This is a genomic window from Gryllotalpicola reticulitermitis (assembly GCF_042651345.1).
GTDB lineage: Bacteria > Actinomycetota > Actinomycetes > Actinomycetales > Microbacteriaceae > Gryllotalpicola > Gryllotalpicola reticulitermitis.
The window spans coordinates 704,291-719,179 of sequence record NZ_JBHSCN010000005.1 but is presented as its reverse complement, the minus strand read 5'-3'; the positions used below and the strand labels follow the sequence as shown (position 1 = coordinate 719,179).

At 69.7% G+C, this 14,889-nt stretch carries 11 protein-coding genes and 1 pseudogene; 7 read left to right on the top strand and 5 right to left on the bottom strand.

Annotated features, from left to right (window positions below):
• Positions 1-253: 253 nt before the first annotated feature.
• Positions 254-2,446 carry an ATP-dependent Clp protease ATP-binding subunit gene (locus ACFOYW_RS10475; protein ID WP_390228876.1) on the top strand — a complete coding sequence of 731 codons (2,193 nt, stop codon included), beginning with the start codon at positions 254-256 and terminating at the stop codon, positions 2,444-2,446.
• 105 nt (positions 2,447-2,551) lie between these two features.
• On the opposite strand, the pseudogene ACFOYW_RS10470 reads toward ACFOYW_RS10475, so the two are convergent.
• Positions 2,552-4,416 (bottom strand): annotated as a pseudogene (locus ACFOYW_RS10470) (gamma-glutamyltransferase family protein).
• Positions 4,417-4,439: 23 nt separating this feature from the next.
• Between ACFOYW_RS10470 and ACFOYW_RS10465 the strand changes: the two are divergent.
• Together ACFOYW_RS10465 and ACFOYW_RS10460 are read left to right on the top strand one after the other, a co-directional pair.
• On the top strand, positions 4,440-6,395 hold the full coding sequence (locus tag ACFOYW_RS10465) for a hypothetical protein (protein WP_390228875.1): 1,956 nt from the start codon (positions 4,440-4,442) through the stop codon (positions 6,393-6,395).
• A 49-nt stretch (positions 6,396-6,444) separates the two neighbouring features.
• Positions 6,445-7,494: a zinc-dependent alcohol dehydrogenase family protein gene (locus ACFOYW_RS10460; RefSeq protein ID WP_390228874.1), complete on the top strand. Its 1,050-nt coding sequence runs from the start codon at positions 6,445-6,447 to the stop codon at positions 7,492-7,494.
• A 62-nt stretch (positions 7,495-7,556) separates the two neighbouring features.
• Here the strand turns inward: ACFOYW_RS10460 and ACFOYW_RS10455 are convergent, their stop codons facing one another.
• From ACFOYW_RS10455 to acs, 3 genes are all read right to left on the bottom strand, one after another.
• The gene (locus ACFOYW_RS10455; protein ID WP_390228873.1) at positions 7,557-8,144 is read right to left on the bottom strand and encodes a nitroreductase family protein; all 588 of its coding nucleotides are present in this window, start codon (positions 8,142-8,144) and stop codon (positions 7,557-7,559) included.
• Positions 8,145-8,188: 44 nt separating this feature from the next.
• Complete coding sequence (locus ACFOYW_RS10450) at positions 8,189-9,283, bottom strand: threonine aldolase family protein (RefSeq protein ID WP_390228872.1); 1,095 nt, start codon at positions 9,281-9,283, stop codon at positions 8,189-8,191.
• A gap of 64 nt (positions 9,284-9,347) precedes the next feature.
• A complete protein-coding gene (gene acs / locus ACFOYW_RS10445; protein ID WP_390228871.1) occupies positions 9,348-11,423 on the bottom strand; it encodes an acetate--CoA ligase in 2,076 nt (691 codons plus the stop codon).
• 110 nt (positions 11,424-11,533) lie between these two features.
• On the opposite strand from acs, the gene ACFOYW_RS10440 reads away from it, so the two are divergent.
• Together ACFOYW_RS10440 and ACFOYW_RS10435 are read left to right on the top strand one after the other, a co-directional pair.
• Entirely contained in the window at positions 11,534-12,454 is a 921-nt protein-coding gene (locus tag ACFOYW_RS10440) for an AEC family transporter (RefSeq protein WP_390228870.1), read from the top strand.
• A gap of 94 nt (positions 12,455-12,548) precedes the next feature.
• Positions 12,549-13,055, top strand: a complete 507-nt coding sequence (locus ACFOYW_RS10435) for a GNAT family N-acetyltransferase (RefSeq protein WP_390228869.1) — start codon at positions 12,549-12,551, stop codon at positions 13,053-13,055.
• Positions 13,056-13,108: 53 nt separating this feature from the next.
• Here the strand turns inward: ACFOYW_RS10435 and ACFOYW_RS10430 are convergent, their stop codons facing one another.
• Positions 13,109-13,951, bottom strand: a complete 843-nt coding sequence (locus ACFOYW_RS10430; protein WP_390228868.1) for an exodeoxyribonuclease III — start codon at positions 13,949-13,951, stop codon at positions 13,109-13,111.
• 30 nt (positions 13,952-13,981) lie between these two features.
• Between ACFOYW_RS10430 and ACFOYW_RS10425 the strand changes: the two genes are divergently transcribed.
• Together ACFOYW_RS10425 and ACFOYW_RS10420 are read left to right on the top strand one after the other, a co-directional pair.
• The gene (locus ACFOYW_RS10425) at positions 13,982-14,209 is read left to right on the top strand and encodes a hypothetical protein (RefSeq protein ID WP_390228867.1); all 228 of its coding nucleotides are present in this window, start codon (positions 13,982-13,984) and stop codon (positions 14,207-14,209) included.
• 29 nt (positions 14,210-14,238) lie between these two features.
• The gene (locus tag ACFOYW_RS10420; protein WP_390228866.1) at positions 14,239-14,865 is read left to right on the top strand and encodes an MOSC domain-containing protein; all 627 of its coding nucleotides are present in this window, start codon (positions 14,239-14,241) and stop codon (positions 14,863-14,865) included.
• The last annotated feature ends 24 nt before the right edge of the window (positions 14,866-14,889 follow it).

The following is a 14,889-nucleotide window of genomic DNA, read 5'->3' as shown; positions in this document are numbered from 1 at the left end:
CGCGCCCGGGGCGCGGTCGGGCGCGGCGGTGCCACTTTCTCGGCAGGGTCAGAACCTCATCGCCAGCCGCCGGAGGTTAACGGCGGTCTCATCTCAACGTTCACAAGTCTCACCGCGCCTTACAACCGACACCCACCCCACCCCGGAATATCCTCTGGCCACGCCAAGTTGAGCCGAGTAGACTCAACTTTGAGCAACGGGTGCTTGAGGCATCCGCCACCACAGACCGACAGCAGAAGGAACCAGCGTCAACATGGCCAACATGCAGGGCGTGCCGCCGACCACGGACGAGGGGAAGTCCGCCCTCGAGCAGTTCGGCATCAACCTGACTGAGATCGCCCGCCAGGGCAAGCTCGACCCGGTGATCGGGCGCGATGCCGAGATTCGTCGCATCAGCCAGGTCCTGACCCGCCGCACGAAGAACAACCCCGTGCTCATCGGCGAGCCCGGCGTCGGCAAGACGGCCGTCGTCGAGGGGCTCGCTCAGCGCATCGTCGCGGGCGACGTCGCCGACTCGCTGAAGGGCAAAGAGCTGGTCAGCCTCGACATCTCTGCGCTCGTCGCCGGCGCGATGTACCGTGGCCAGTTCGAAGAGCGGCTCAAGGCCGTGCTGAAGGAGATCAACGAATCCGACGGCAAGGTCATCACCTTCATCGACGAGCTGCACACGCTGATGGGCGCGGGTGGTGGCGAGGGTTCCGTCGCCGCTGCCAACATGCTGAAGCCCATGCTCGCGCGCGGCGAACTGCGCCTGATCGGCGCGACGACGCTCAACGAGTACCGCGAGTACATCGAGAAGGACGCCGCGCTCGAGCGCCGCTTCCAACAGGTCTACGTCGGTGAGCCGAGCGTCGAAGACACCGTCGCGATCCTCCGCGGCCTCAAGGAGCGCTACGAGGCGCACCACCGCGTGGCGATCGCCGACTCGGCGCTCGTGTCCGCCGCGGTTCTGTCCAATCGCTACATCACGAGCCGCCAGCTGCCCGACAAGGCGATCGACCTGATCGACGAAGCCGCGAGCCGCCTCAAGATGGAGATCGACTCGAGCCCCGTCGAGATCGACGAGCTGAAGCGCGCCATCGACCGGCTCAAGATCGAAGAGCTCGCCCTCAAGAAAGAAAAGGACGACGCCTCCCGAGAGCGACTCGCCAAACTGCGCGAGGACATGGCCGAGCGGCAGAGCCAGCTCGACCAGCTGCAGGCGCGGTGGGACGCCGAGAAGGCGTCGCTGCACTCCGTCGGCGACCTCAAGACCCAGCTCAACGAGGCGCGCATCGAACTCGACCGCGCCATGCGCGAGGGCAACTATCAGAAGGCGTCCAAGCTCAACTACGAGACGATTCCCGGCATCGAGAAGGCGCTCGGCGTGGCCGAGCAGGCCGACACGACCGGCCCGCGCATGGTCAACGAGCAGGTGACCGACGAAGACATCGCGGCCGTGGTCGCGCAGTGGACGGGCATCCCTGTCGACCGGCTCACCCAGGGCGAGACCGAGAAGCTGATCAACCTCGAGGGCGAACTGCACCGGCGGCTGATCGGGCAGGAGACGGCCGTGACGGCGGTAGCGGATGCTGTGCGCCGCAGCCGTTCCGGCATCGGCGACCCGAACCGCCCGACCGGGTCGTTCCTGTTCCTCGGTCCGACGGGGGTCGGGAAGACCGAGCTCGCCAAGGCGCTCGCCGAGTTCCTGTTCGACGACGAGAAGGCCATGGTCCGCATCGACATGAGCGAGTACGGCGAGAAGTTCTCCGTCTCGCGTCTCGTCGGCGCCCCTCCCGGCTACGTCGGTTACGAGCAGGGCGGCCAGCTAACTGAGGCCGTGCGGCGTCGGCCGTACTCGGTGATCCTGCTCGACGAGGTCGAGAAGGCGCATCCCGAGGTGTTCGACGTGCTGCTGCAGGTGCTCGACGACGGCCGGCTCACCGACGGGCAGGGCCGCACGGTGGACTTCCGCAACACGATCCTGATCCTCACCTCGAACCTGGGGTCGCAGTTCTTGACGGATGCCGCGCTCTCCGCCACCGAGAAGCGAGACGCCGTGAACGCCATGGTGCGTCAGGCGTTCAAGCCGGAGTTCATCAACCGCCTCGACGACATCGTCATCTTCGATGCGCTCAGTCAGCAGCAGCTCGGCGAGATCGTCTCGCTCTACGTCGACCGGCTGCAGAAGCGACTGCAGGAGCGCCGCCTCGACGTCGGCGTCACCCCCGACGCGCGTGCGTGGCTCGCCGAGCGCGGCTACGACCCGACGTACGGCGCCCGCCCGCTGCGCCGCCTGATGCAGCACGAGATCGACGACAAGCTCGCGACCGCGCTGCTCAAGGGGCAGATCAAGGACGGCGATGTGGTGCGGGTGGATGTCGCGCTCGACGGTGACGGCCTCACCATCGAGGCAGGGGAAAGCCTTCCCCCGCTGGACCTCGACGCCGAGGCATCCGCTCTCTAAGCCTGTGCGCGCGCCGACGTGCGCTGGACGGACCCGAGTGCGCCAGACGGCATCCCGTCTGGCGCACCTCTGTCTGTCTGGCGCACCTGGCGGGCGCCGACATGACTAGCGACCCGCGGCGTAACCCTGCATTCCCCGGGGGTTCGCCGCGGCCCACAGGGTGCCGGTGGCGGGCTCGCGACCCACAGCCGAGAGGCGGCCGAGCGTCCAGTCCCCGGCGACCGTGACGCGGTGGCCGCGAGCCTCGAGCTCGGCGATGACGCCGGCCCCGACGCGCTCCTCGATGACGAGACCCGCCGGCTCCCACACCCGCGGCCAGAAGCTCGACAGGTGGCTCGTCGTGTGGAACGCCGGCGCATCGATCGCCGCCTGCGCGTTCCACCCGCCGACCAGCACCCGGAGCAACGCGGGCAGCTGCCACTGCTCTTGCTGGTCGCCGCCCGGCGTGCCCATGCCCAGCACGGCGCGGCCGCCGGCGTCTGAGACCAGCGTGGCCGAAAGCGTCGTGCGCGGCCGAGCGCCCGGCCGCAGCGCGCTGGGCGATTCAGGGTCCAGCCACGCCATCTGCAGCCGCGTGCCGAGGCAGAAGCCAAGCCGGGGATCGTCGGCGACGACTGCAGCCAGCCGCCGGACGGCGTCACCGTCACGAGGTTCCCGCGCGCATCGATGACATCGAGGTGGCAGGTGTCTCCGCGGGTCTGGCCGTTGCGGTCGACTGTCGGCTCACCGACACCCGCCGGCGCCGCCTCGCCCGGGTGCTCGCTGTCCTCGTCGGGCTCGGCTAGGCCCGACTTGCCGGCGCCCGTCTCACCGCTGAGGGCGATCGGGCGGCGCCCGTCGGGCGATCCGGGGCGCAGCTCGGCGCTGGCGCGCCCGCCGATGAGCGCGGCGCGCGACTCGGCGTAGGCGGGCGAGAGCAGCGCCTCGAGCGGCACGTCGACGAAGTCGGGGTCGCCGTACCAGGCGTCGCGGTCGGCGAGCGCGAGCTTCTCGGCCTCGACGATGACGTGGATCCCGAACGCCGTCGACGGGTCCAGATGCTCATCGCCGAGCCCGTTCAGGCGACCGTAGGCGTCGAGGATCGCGAGCATCTGCAGCAGCGTCGGCCCCTGCCCCCACGGTCCGGTCTTCGCGACCGTGAAGCCGCGGAAGTCGATGGTGACCGGCTCTTCCTCACCCGGCTCGAAGGCGGCGAGATCGGATGCCTCGAGCACGCCCGCATGATCCCGCCCGTCCGAGTGGCGATGCGGTTCGGCCGCGAAGCGCTCCATCGCCTGTGCGCCGAAGCCGGTTTTCCACACGGCGCGCGCAGCGTCGATGCGCTCAACGCGCGAGCCGTCGTCGGGGCCGGCTGCGATGAGGCGCCTGAGGACAGCGGCGTAGGCCGGATTCTTCACGAGATCGCCGGGCCGCGGCGGGGTGCCGGCGTCGTCGAGCCAGCGTGCGGCCGACGACGGCCAGTGCTCGCGGAAGTGCGGCGCGATGCGTTCGATCGTGGTGACGACGGCCGGCGAGATCGGATGCCCGTCCGCGGCGTACCTGATGGCGAAGCTCAGCACGTCCGACAGCTCCCAGGTGCCGTGCTCCGCGAGCAGCCACAGCCACGCGTCGACCGCACCGGGAACGGCGGCGGCCAGCGCGCCGGCGCCCGGCACGTCGCTCAGCCCCTCGGTGTCGCGGTAGTGCTCGAGCGTCGCGCGGCGGGGCGCCGGGCCCTGCCCCATGAAGACGGCCGGCGCCGAGGCATCCGTCGCATACAGCCCGGTCAAGTCGCCGCCTGGGCCGTTCAGGTGCGGTTCGACGACGTGCAGCACGAAGCCCGCAGCCACCGCCGCATCGAAGGCGTTGCCGCCGCGTTCGAGCACCGACTGTGCGGTTGCGGTCGCCAGCCAGTGCGTGGACGCGGCCATGCCGAACGTGCCGCGCAGCAGCGGACGCGTGGTGAAGGGTCCGGGCGTGGTGAAGGCCATGCCATCACGCTAACGTCGGGGACATGGTGTCGCCGTCAGGCCAGCCCAAGAACCCGCGAGCCCGCTCGCGGTTGACCCAGAAACAGCTCGCACTGCACGCCGACGAGCTCGGTTTCGAGCCTCGTCGGGCGGTGCGCTGGCTGTCACCGTCGCAACTGATCACCTCGGGTGTTCAGGTCGTGATCGCCCAGCAGTTCGCGGACTTCGCCGACCGGCGCGACGTGCAGGACGCGTACGAGCAGGGCGTCATCGCGGTGGACGGGAGCGACGGCGACGACGAGCTGTGGTTCGACTTCGTCGCCGACCTCGGCGACGGTTTCGACGGTACGTACACGCTCGCGCACCTCCTCGCCGAACCGGAGCACACCGTCACCGACACGCATGGCGACGAACACGTGCTGCCGCGCGGCGCCGTGCTCGTGATGGGCGGCGACGAGGTGTACCCGACGGCATCCGACGGCGCGTATGCCGATCGCACGCTCGGGCCGTATCGCGCGGCATCCGCAGAGCTGCCGCGACGCAGCGGCACGCTGCTCGTGCTGCCCGGCAACCATGATTGGTACGACGGCCTCGCGTCGTTCCTGCGGCTGTTCGCGCGCGGGTACGACTTCGGTGCGTGGCGCACGGTGCAGCGCCGCAGCTACTTCGCCGTCAAGCTCAGGCCGAAGTGGTGGCTCGTCGCCGTCGACGCCCAGCTCGGCACGACGATCGATGAGCCGCAGCTCCAGTACTTCCGCGACACGCTCTGGCCCGAGCTCGCGCAGGGCGACGCGATCATCCTGTGCACGGCGTCGCCCTACTGGGAGACGACGCCCTACGACGCCGACGCGTTCGACACCACCGGGTGGTTCGAGAAGAACATCCTGCGCGGCAAGCTGAGTGATCCGGACGACCCCGACAGCCCGCTCGTGCCGACGGGAGCGAAGGTGCGGCTCTGGCTCTCGGGCGATCACCATCACTACGACCGATACGAGCAGCGGCTTCCAGGCGCGGGTGCGGATGTGAGTGCGGATGCCGGTGCCGGCGACCCGTCGAAGCCCGACCCCCGCCGCACTCAGCTCATCACCAACGGCCTCGGCGGTGCGTACACGATGGGCATCGATCGCCTCGCTCCCAGCCTGCAGCTGCCGGACCCTCGGGCACGGCAGGCTCCGGCGCCGGAAGAGGTCGTCGACTTCGACGCGGGGCCCACGCGCTTCCCCGGGCCGCACCTCGCGCGGCGGATGAGCTGGCTGCTCGCGTGGCCGTTCACGAAGTACTGGCTGCCTCGCAGGAATCCGCTCTTCGCCACCTCCATGGGTATCGCGATGCTCCTGCTTGTCGGCGTGCTCTGGCTCGCGGACTTCGTCGTGCGGTCGTTTCACGTGCCATGGCGGGGCCCCGGCCAGGTGCCGTGGGGCGACGCGCTGATCGCTCTCGGCGTGGTCTTCGTCGCGGTGCCGCTCGCGCTCGGGGTGGCGAACGGGTACTCCGCGTTCCGGCACGGCCGCGCACGTCGCCGACGCGGCGCCCAGGTGCAGCGGGAGCAGGGAGTCGGTGCGCTGAGCCTCATCGTCGCCTACCTCGCTCTGCTCGTGATCGTCGGCGGCCTCTTCTTCCTCTCCGCCATCGACGCGTGGCACCTGTGGGGCATCGCCTGGATCGGCATCATCGCGGTGATCGGCGGCCTGCTCGGCAGTCAGGCCTTCGCGCTCGTCGTGCTCTTCGCACCGCCGAGCGCGATGGGCGATTTCAAGGCGACGGGTCTCGCCTGGGAGGACGGCAAGGGCTTCCTGCGCCTCCATCTCGACCCGAAGACCGATCTGCTCACCGTCTACCCGCTCGTCGCCGACGAGTCGACGCACCTGTGGCGACTCGACCGGGCGAGCGATGGCAGCACGGTTCCGGCGCCTGCGTCCGGCGAATGGCCCAGACCGCGGCTCATCGAGGACCCGATCACTCTGTCCCGGGAGGGCTTCGGCGGCGACGCGCTGGCGTGACGGATCGACTCGAAGCCTCGGCCCATCGTGGATCGATAGGCTCTGCTCCATGTTCGTGACCACGATCTACGGCAAGAACGATGTGCGCTACGAAGAGGCGCCCGACCCCCAGCTCAGCACCGGAACCGACGCGATCGTGAAGGTCGTCGCGTCGTGTGTGTGCGGTTCGGACCTGTGGCGCTATCGCGGCGTCCAGCCCGTCAAGGAGCCGACACGGATCGGTCACGAGTTCGTGGGCATCGTCGAGTCGATCGGCGACCGGGTCGGCAAGATCAAGGTCGGCGACTTCGTGATCGCCTCGTTCTACGACTGCGACATGACGTGCATCAACTGCCGGAACGGCTTCTCGACGTCGTGCCTCGAGCGCGGTGCGTGGGGCGCCCGCGACCACTTCGGCGCATTCGCAGATGGTGGCCAGGGCGAGTACGTGCGCGTTCCGCACGCCGATGGCACTCTCGTCGCGACGCCCGAGCAGCCGAGCGAGGAACTGATCCCGCAGCTGCTGACCCTCGCCGACGTGTTCGGCACCGGCCACCACGCCGCCATCTCGGCCGGCGTCACGCAGGGCTCGAACGTGGTCGTCGTCGGCGACGGCGCCGTCGGCCTCTCTGGCGTGCTGGCCGCGAGCCGGCTCGGCGCCGCACGCATCGTGCTGATGTCGCGCCACGCCGACCGGCAGAACCTCGGTCGTGACTTCGGCGCGACCGACATCGTCGCCGAGCGCGGCGACGACGGCATCGCGGCCGTGACCGCGCTGTTCGACGGCATCGGAGCGGATGCGGTGCTCGAATGCGTCGGCACGAAGGAGTCCATGGACCAGGCGTTGCGCTCGGCGCGCCCCGGCGGTCAGGTCGGCTTCGTCGGCGTTCCGGCCGGTGGCGCCGAGCTGCCGATCAGTCAGCTGTTCCGCAGCAATGTGGGCGTTCGCGGCGGGGTGGCGCCTGTGCGCAATTACATCGACGAGCTGCTGCCCGAGGTCTGGAACGGTTCGCTCACGCCGGGCCGCGTCTTCGACCTCACCCTGCCGCTGTCAGAGGTCGCCGAGGCGTACGCCGCGATGGACGAGCGCCGCGCGATCAAGGTTCTGCTGCAGCCGTAGGCCGAGGCGCATGAAAACAGCCCCGTCGACCGAGGTCGACGGGGCTGTGCTGTGTGGGCTGCTTACTCGTTGACGAGCACGATCTCGTCGATCGCGCGCCGGGTGCGCGGCTGGCGCTCGCGCTCGGCGAGCACCTCGTCGAGGTCGTCCGCCGAGCCGACCGTGCCGACCGCGGCGACGACGAACGGCGTGACGTCGGCGGGCAGCTCGAATGCGGCGGCGAGCTGATCGGCGACGAACCCGGTCATCTGGTGCACGTGCAGACCGTCGTGGTGTGCCTGCACCGACAGGTGCGACATGGCCTGACCGAGATCGTAGAGCGGCGTCGCGCGCGGCTTGCCCTCGCCGTCGAGCAGCTCGGTGTACAGGCCGACGAGCAGCACGGATGCCTGCGGCGCCCACGCCTTGTTGAAGCCCATCAGCGACTCGGCCACCTTCTCGAATGCCGCCGAGCCGCGGCGCGCGACGATGAAGCGCGCGGGCTGCGAGTTGCCGGCCGAGGGGCTCCAGCGCGCGGCCTCGAGGGCGGCGGCGAGCTTGGCCTCGTCGATGGGGTCGTTGGTGTAGGCGCGGGGGCTCCAGCGCTCCGCGAGGACGGGGAGGATCTCAGCACCCGTCTGCGCGATCTTGTGGTCAGCGATCAAAGACATGGTGTCTACGACAACATGCCGCAGCCGACTATTCCGCAGTGCGCCTAACGGTCAGTGGTTTGCAAGGCGTCGATGATCGCGTCGGCGAAGGCTTCGACGTCTTCCTCCGTGGTGTCCCACGCGGTCATCCAGCGCACCTCGGCCAGCCCGTCGCTGCGCCTCGAATCCCAGTCGTAGAACGCGAAGCGCGAGCGCGCGAGGTCGGCCGCGACCTTCGGCAGCAGGGCGAAGATCGCGTTCGACTCCGTGGGCTGGGTGAAGGACAGGCCGGGCGCCGCAGCATCCGTCACCGCTTCGTCGAGCGTCTCGCGCAGCAGCGCCGCCATCTCGTTCGCGTGCGCGGCCGCGCGCAGCCACAGGCCGTCCTCGAGCATCGCCACCAGCTGCGCAGAGATGAAACGCTGCTTGCTCGCGACCTGCATGTCGGCCTTGCGCAGGTACTCGATGCCGAGCGTGACCTCGGGGTCGACGAGCACGACGATCTCGCCGAACGCTCCGCCGTTCTTGCTCGCTCCGAAGCTCACGACGTCGACGCCGAGCTCGGTCGTGAACGCGGCGAGCGGAAGGCCGAGGCTGGCCGCCGCGTTCGCGATCCGCGCGCCATCGAGGTGCACGGTCATGCCGCGGTGGTGGGCGTGCTCGACGATCGCTGCGATCTCTGCCGCCGTGTAGACCGTGCCGAATTCGGTGGCCTGCGTGATGCTGACGACGCTCGGCTGCGCGCGGTGCTGGTCGCCCCAGCCCCACGCCTGGCGGTCGGTGAGCTCGGGTGTGAGCTTGCCGTCCGGCGTCTCGATCGGCAGCAGCTTGAGTCCGCCGACCCGCTCGGGGGCGCCGTTCTCGTCGGTGTTGATGTGAGCGGATGCTGCGCAGATCACGCCCGACCACCGCTCGGTCACGGACTGCAGCGCGAGCACGTTCGCCCCGGTGCCGTTGAGCGCGACGTGAGCCTCTGCCGCGGCGCCGAAGTGCTCTTTGATGAGGGCCTCGAGGCGCTTCGTGTACGCGTCCGCGCCGTAACTCGACTGGTGGCCGCCGTTCGCGACGAACATGGCGTCGAGCACCTCGGGCATCACCCCGGCGTAGTTGTCACTCGCGAAGCTGATGAGGGAAGGATCGTGCAACCGCTCGAAGGCCATGGCTCAATCATGCCCCGCCGCCGAGTACGGAGTAGTCGCGGGCTAGAGGCGTCCGAGAACGCAACTACTCCGTTTTCGACGCGGTTCTTAACGCGGTTCTGGACGCGGCGACGATGGCCGCGATCGCGGGGAGGGAGCGCTCGTCCTGGAGTGAGGTGGCGTCACCGAGGGGGCGCCCGTCGACGATGTCCGCGAGCAGGCGCCGCATGATCTTGCCCGAGCGGGTCTTCGGCAGCTCCGGCACCGCGAAGACGTGCTTCGGCTTGGCCACCGGACCGATCTCGTGCGCGACGTGCGCGCGCACGGCATCCGCCAGCTCCTCCCCCGCCGCGACCCACGCATCAGGCGACTCGCTCTCCGGTCGCCTGGTCGGAATGACGAACGCTGCGATCGCCTGCCCGGTCAGCGCGTCGGCGACGCCCACGACGCCGGCCTCGACCACGTGCGGATGCGAGACGAGCGCACTCTCGATCTCGATCGTCGAGAGCCGGTGCCCCGAGACGTTGATCACGTCGTCGACGCGGCCCAGCACCCAGATGTCGCCATCGGCGTCGTACTTGCCGCCGTCGCCCGAGAAGAAATACCCCTGCCGCGAGAACTTCGCCCAGTACGAGTCGTAGTAGCGCTGCGGCTTGCCCCACACGGTGCGCGCGAGTCCCGGCCAGGTGCCGGCCACGACGAGGAAGCCGCCGGAGCCGTTCGGCACGCGCTCGCCGTCCTCGCCCACGACCAGCGTGCGCAGCCCCGGGATCGCCCGCAGCGACGACCCCGGCTTCAGCGTGTCCGCACCCGGCAGCGGGCACATCACGGACGCGCCCGTCTCGGACTGCCACCACGTGTCGACGATGGGGGCTGTTCCGCGACCGTGGTTCTCGCGGAACCACACCCAGGCCTCGGGGTTGATCGCCTCGCCGACCGAGCCGAGCAGGCGCAGCCGCGACAGGTCGAAGCCTGCGGGCAGACCTTCCGGCCACCAGCTCATGAACGTGCGCACCAGGGTCGGTGCCGTGTAGTAGATCGAGACGCCGTAGCGTTCGATGATCTCGAGATGGCGCGTGCGCGACGGCGTGTCAGGGGTGCCCTCGTAGATCACCGAGGTCGCCCCGTTCGACAGCGGGCCGTAGAGCGCGTACGAGTGCGCCGTCACCCAGGCGAGATCCGCGGTGCACCAGTAGACGTCGTCGTCCTTCAGGTCGAACAGCGCCCAGTGCGACCAGCTCGCGTGCGTGAGGTAGCCCCCGCTCGTGTGCACCAGGCCCTTCGGCTTCCCGGTCGTACCGCTCGTGTAGATGATGAAGAGCGGCGTCTCCGCGTCGAAGAACTCGGGGCTGTGCTGATCGGATGCCTCGCCCACCGTCTCGTGCCACCACACGTCGCGGCCGGGCGTCCAGGGAATGTCGCTTCCGGTGCGACGCACCACGAGCACGTGCTCGACGGATGCGATGCCCTCCACCGCCTGATCGGCGGCCTCTTTCACGGGTACCGCGGCCCCGCGCCGGTACTGACCGTCGGTCGTGACGAGCAGCTTCGCGCCCGTGTCCTCGACCCGGAACCGCACGGCCTCGGCGCTGAAGCCGCCGAAGACGAGGGAGTGGACCGCGCCGATGCGCGCGATCGCGAGCGTGATGATGACCGTCTCGGGGATCACGGGCAGGTAGACGACGACACGGTCGCCCTGGCCGACGCCGAGAGCGGTGAGGGCGTTGGCGGCGCGCGCCACCTCGCGCTGCAGTTCGGCGTAGGTGAGGGTGCGGCGATCGCCGGGCTCGCCCTCGAAGTAGAACGCGACCTTGTCGCCATGCCCGGCCTCGACGTGACGGTCGACGCAGTTCACCGCGACGTTGAGCGTGCCGCCCTCGAACCACCGGGCCTCGGGCGGCGTGCCGCCGGGCTCGCCGTGGCCGGCAGGGCCGGGCTCGGGCGCGCGCGACGTGTGGGCCGTGTGCCACGGGGTGTGCCAGTCGAGCCGGCGCGCCTTGTCCTCCCAGAAGCCGACGGGCGAGGCATCCGCCTCGGCATAGAGGCGAGCCGCGTCGTCGGCCGTCACGTTCGCGGCGGCCGCGAACGCCGGGTCGACCTCGAATCGGCGCGTCTCGGTCAGGAGGTTCGAGATCGGGGTGGTGGGCTCGGCGGTCGTCATGGCCCTGTCACGGTAGGCAGATGCCGCGCGGCTCGGCCAATCGCGGTGACGCGATCCGTAACGCGGGACACGTCACGGCACCGAGGTTGGTATACCAATACGCTGTAGCCATGCTGGGCGTGCTGACGGGCTTCGGGATCATCGCGTTCGTCATCGCCGTCGGCTACCTCGTCGGGCGGATCGGCATCGGCGGCCCGCAGGCCGGCTACGCGCTCAACCGCATCGCCTTCTTCGTCACCAACCCGGCCCTGCTCTTTGTGGTGCTCGCCAAAGAGAACCTGCACATCGTGTTCTCGGGCGTCGGCCTCGCCGCCAATCTCTCTGCGGTGGTGAGCGGCGGCGCGTTCCTGCTGATGTCCCGCCTGTTCTTCCGCCGTGACGCCGCGCGCACCACGATCGGCGTGCTGTCGGCGTCGTACTCGAACTTCAACAACATCGGCATCCCGGTCGCCGTGTACGTGCTCGGAAGCGCAACCTACGTCGCGCCGGTACTGCTCGTGCAGCTGATCGTCTTCGCGCCCATCGCGCTCACGGTGCTCGACGTGACGAGCCGGGGGCGCGCCAGCATCCGTGACATCGTGCTGAACCCGGTGCGGAACCCGATGATCGTCGCGTCGGTCGCGGGCGTCGTGGTCGCGGCGCTCGGGTGGAAACTGCCCGGCCCCGTCGACAGCGCGTTCACGCTGCTGTCGGGCGCCGCCGTGCCCGTGGTACTGATGGCGTTCGGCATGTCGCTCCACGGGGCCGCGCCGCTGCGCGCGACGGGTGCGCGCGCCGAGGTGCTCGTGGCCACGGCGTTCAAGGTGGTGCTGATGCCTCTCGCCGGCTGGGCGATCGCACGCTTCGGGTTCGGCATCACGGGGCACCAGCTGTTCGTCACCTCGGTGCTGTCGGCGTTGCCCGCGGCACAGAACGTGTACAACTTCGCGGCGCGCTACGAACGCGGCGAGATCATCGCCCGCGACGCCGTGCTGCTCACGACCGTCGTCGCCGTGCCGGTGATCTTCCTGCTCGCGGTGCTGCTGACCTGAGCGGCGCTCGCGCTACACCTACGGGCCGGCGCGCCACCTACGGGTGTCGCTCCAGCGCGTAGGTGTAGCGCGGCGTTCCGGCGAAGATGGGAGCATGGGGATCACCCTGAAGCGCACCGAGCGCGACGACTGGCAGCGGCTGCGCACCCTGCGCCTTGAGGCGCTGCGCGACACTCCCATCGCGTTCGGGCAGACCATCACTCATGCGCTGCGCATGTCCGAGGCCGAGTGGCGCGCCTACGCCGGGCGCGGCCAAGAGGCGGGCCGCACCTTCATCGTCGCGGTGGACGAGGAATCCGATGCCTTCGTCGGCATGATGGGCGGTGCGCTCGACCACGGCGGCGGCGCCCCCTTCCTCGTCGCGGTGTTCGTGTCGCCGACCCACCGCGGGCGGGAGCTGGGCGTCACCGACCGCCTGCTGGCATCGATCGAGGACTGGGCGCGCGGGTACGGCAACCTGATCCAGCTCGACGTTCACGAGGACAACGCGCGCGCCCGGCGCTACTACGCGTCCCGCGGGTTCGTCGAGACCGGGCAGACCATGCCCTACCCGCTCGATCGCACGCGCCGGGAGCTCAACATGCTCAAGCGCCTGTACTGAGCGCCTGTACTGAGCGCCTGTACTGAGCGCCGGGGCGACGACCGCGGCGAGGGTCAGCCGAGCACCATCGGGCGGTCGTAGTCGTCCTCGGTCTCGACCGCGAGGTCGACGACGACTGGCACGTGATCGGAGGGCGCGTCGCCCTTGCGCTCGTCGCGGTGGATCGACGCGTCCGTCACGAGTTCCGCCAACGACGGCGAGCCCAGGATGAAATCGATGCGCATGCCCTCGTTGCGCGGGAAGCGCAGCTGCTTGTAGTCCCAGAAGGTGTAGCCGGCGGGCACGAGCGGCCGCACCACATCGCTCAGTCCCAGGCTTTCGAACGCCTCGAACGCACTGCGCTCGGGGGGCGAGATGTGCGTCGAGACGCCCTGCACGAACGAGGGGTCGCCGACATCCGAGTCGAGCGGTGCCACGTTCCAGTCGCCCATGAGGGCGAGCGGCAGCCGCGGCTCGTCGGCGAGCCACTGCCGCGTGTCGTCGGCGAGCGTCGCGAGCCAGTAGAGCTTGTACGCGAGATGCGGGTCGCCGAGCGCGCGGCCGTTCGGCACGTACAGCGACCAGATACGGATGCCTTCCACGGTGGCCCCGAGCGCCCGCGCCTCGAGCGGCTGGCCGGGGCCCTCGGCGCCCTTCAGGAAGCCGGGCTGGCGCGGGAAGCTCGTCACGACGTCGTCGAGCGGGAACCGTGAGGCGATCGCGACGCCGTTCCACTGGTTGAGGCCGTGGATCGCGAGCTCGTACCCCGCGTCTTCGAACGCTTCGCGGGGGAACTGCTCGGGCTTGCACTTGATCTCCTGCATGGCGAGCACGTCGATGTCCTCGCGCAGCAGCCAGTCGACGACGCGACCGTAACGGGTGCGGATCGAGTTCACGTTCCAGGTCGCGACACGCATAGGGCAAGACTATTTGCCATACTGGCGCGCATGCCGGGGGGACAGCGCGGTCGAGCGCGGCGAGGTGCCGCCTATTGGCTGTCGCTGCTGATCGGATGCCTCACCATCGTCGTGATCGGCGGTCTCATCTACTTCCATTTCTCTCCGCAGGAGTTCGCGCGGGTGGTGCCGACGCCGACGTATTCGAAGGGGCCGGGCGGCCTGTACAACCCCGGCGTCACGCTCGTGCCCAACCCGCCGGTGACCCCGACTCCGTAGTTCAGGCATCCGCGGTTCAGAATGTAGATATGGCCACCCTGCTTGCGCTCTGTCGCGTCGACAAGCTGATGCCCGATTCGGGTTCGGTCGGTGTGACCGCGATCGACAAGCAGCCCGTCGCGGACTCGCTCGAGGTGAAGGCGTACGGCGTCTACGGCGACGTCCAGGCCGACCGGAAGAACCATGGCGGCCTCTTCCAGGCGGTGTACGCGTACGCCCAGGAGGACGCCGACTGGTGGGCCGGCGAGCTCGGCCGAGAGATTCCGGCCGGCCTCTTCGGCGAGAACCTGCGCACGATCGGCCTGCCGGTGTCGGACGCCGAGATCGGCGAGCGCTGGCTGATCGGCGGCGCCCTGCTGCTCGAGGTGACATCGCCGCGCACGCCGTGCGCCACATTCCAGCGCCGCATGGGTGAGGAGCAGTGGATCAAGCGATTCACGGAGGCGGGGCGCGTCGGCGCGTACTTCCGCGTGATCAGACACGGCGCGATCGCCGCAGGCGACGAGATCGAAGTGATTCACCGACCCGCGCACGGAGTGAGCGTGCGGCGGATGTTCGAGGCGCGGGGTGCCGCGAAGGCCGAGCTCGCCGCCGCCCTCGCCGAGCACCAGCCGGCTGAGACGCTTCACCCTGAGATCCAGAAACTGCTCGCGTGACAGGGGCAGTCGGGGGCCGGCCGA

What these genes read in the sequence shown, in the direction of transcription:
- ACFOYW_RS10450 (WP_390228872.1), bottom strand. Translation starts at nt 9,283, where the DNA reads ATGGCCTTCGAGCGGTTGCACGATCCTTCCCTCATCAGCTTCGCGAGT.
- acs (WP_390228871.1), bottom strand. Translation starts at nt 11,423, where the DNA reads ATGACGACCGCCGAGCCCACCACCCCGATCTCGAACCTCCTGACCGAG.
- ACFOYW_RS10440 (WP_390228870.1), top strand. Translation starts at nt 11,534, where the DNA reads ATGCTGGGCGTGCTGACGGGCTTCGGGATCATCGCGTTCGTCATCGCC.
- ACFOYW_RS10465 (WP_390228875.1), top strand. Translation starts at nt 4,440, where the DNA reads ATGGTGTCGCCGTCAGGCCAGCCCAAGAACCCGCGAGCCCGCTCGCGG.
- ACFOYW_RS10425 (WP_390228867.1), top strand. Translation starts at nt 13,982, where the DNA reads ATGCCGGGGGGACAGCGCGGTCGAGCGCGGCGAGGTGCCGCCTATTGG.
- ACFOYW_RS10420 (WP_390228866.1), top strand. Translation starts at nt 14,239, where the DNA reads ATGGCCACCCTGCTTGCGCTCTGTCGCGTCGACAAGCTGATGCCCGAT.
- ACFOYW_RS10430 (WP_390228868.1), bottom strand. Translation starts at nt 13,951, where the DNA reads ATGCGTGTCGCGACCTGGAACGTGAACTCGATCCGCACCCGTTACGGT.
- ACFOYW_RS10435 (WP_390228869.1), top strand. Translation starts at nt 12,549, where the DNA reads ATGGGGATCACCCTGAAGCGCACCGAGCGCGACGACTGGCAGCGGCTG.
- ACFOYW_RS10475 (WP_390228876.1), top strand. Translation starts at nt 254, where the DNA reads ATGGCCAACATGCAGGGCGTGCCGCCGACCACGGACGAGGGGAAGTCC.
- ACFOYW_RS10460 (WP_390228874.1), top strand. Translation starts at nt 6,445, where the DNA reads ATGTTCGTGACCACGATCTACGGCAAGAACGATGTGCGCTACGAAGAG.
- ACFOYW_RS10455 (WP_390228873.1), bottom strand. Translation starts at nt 8,144, where the DNA reads ATGTCTTTGATCGCTGACCACAAGATCGCGCAGACGGGTGCTGAGATC.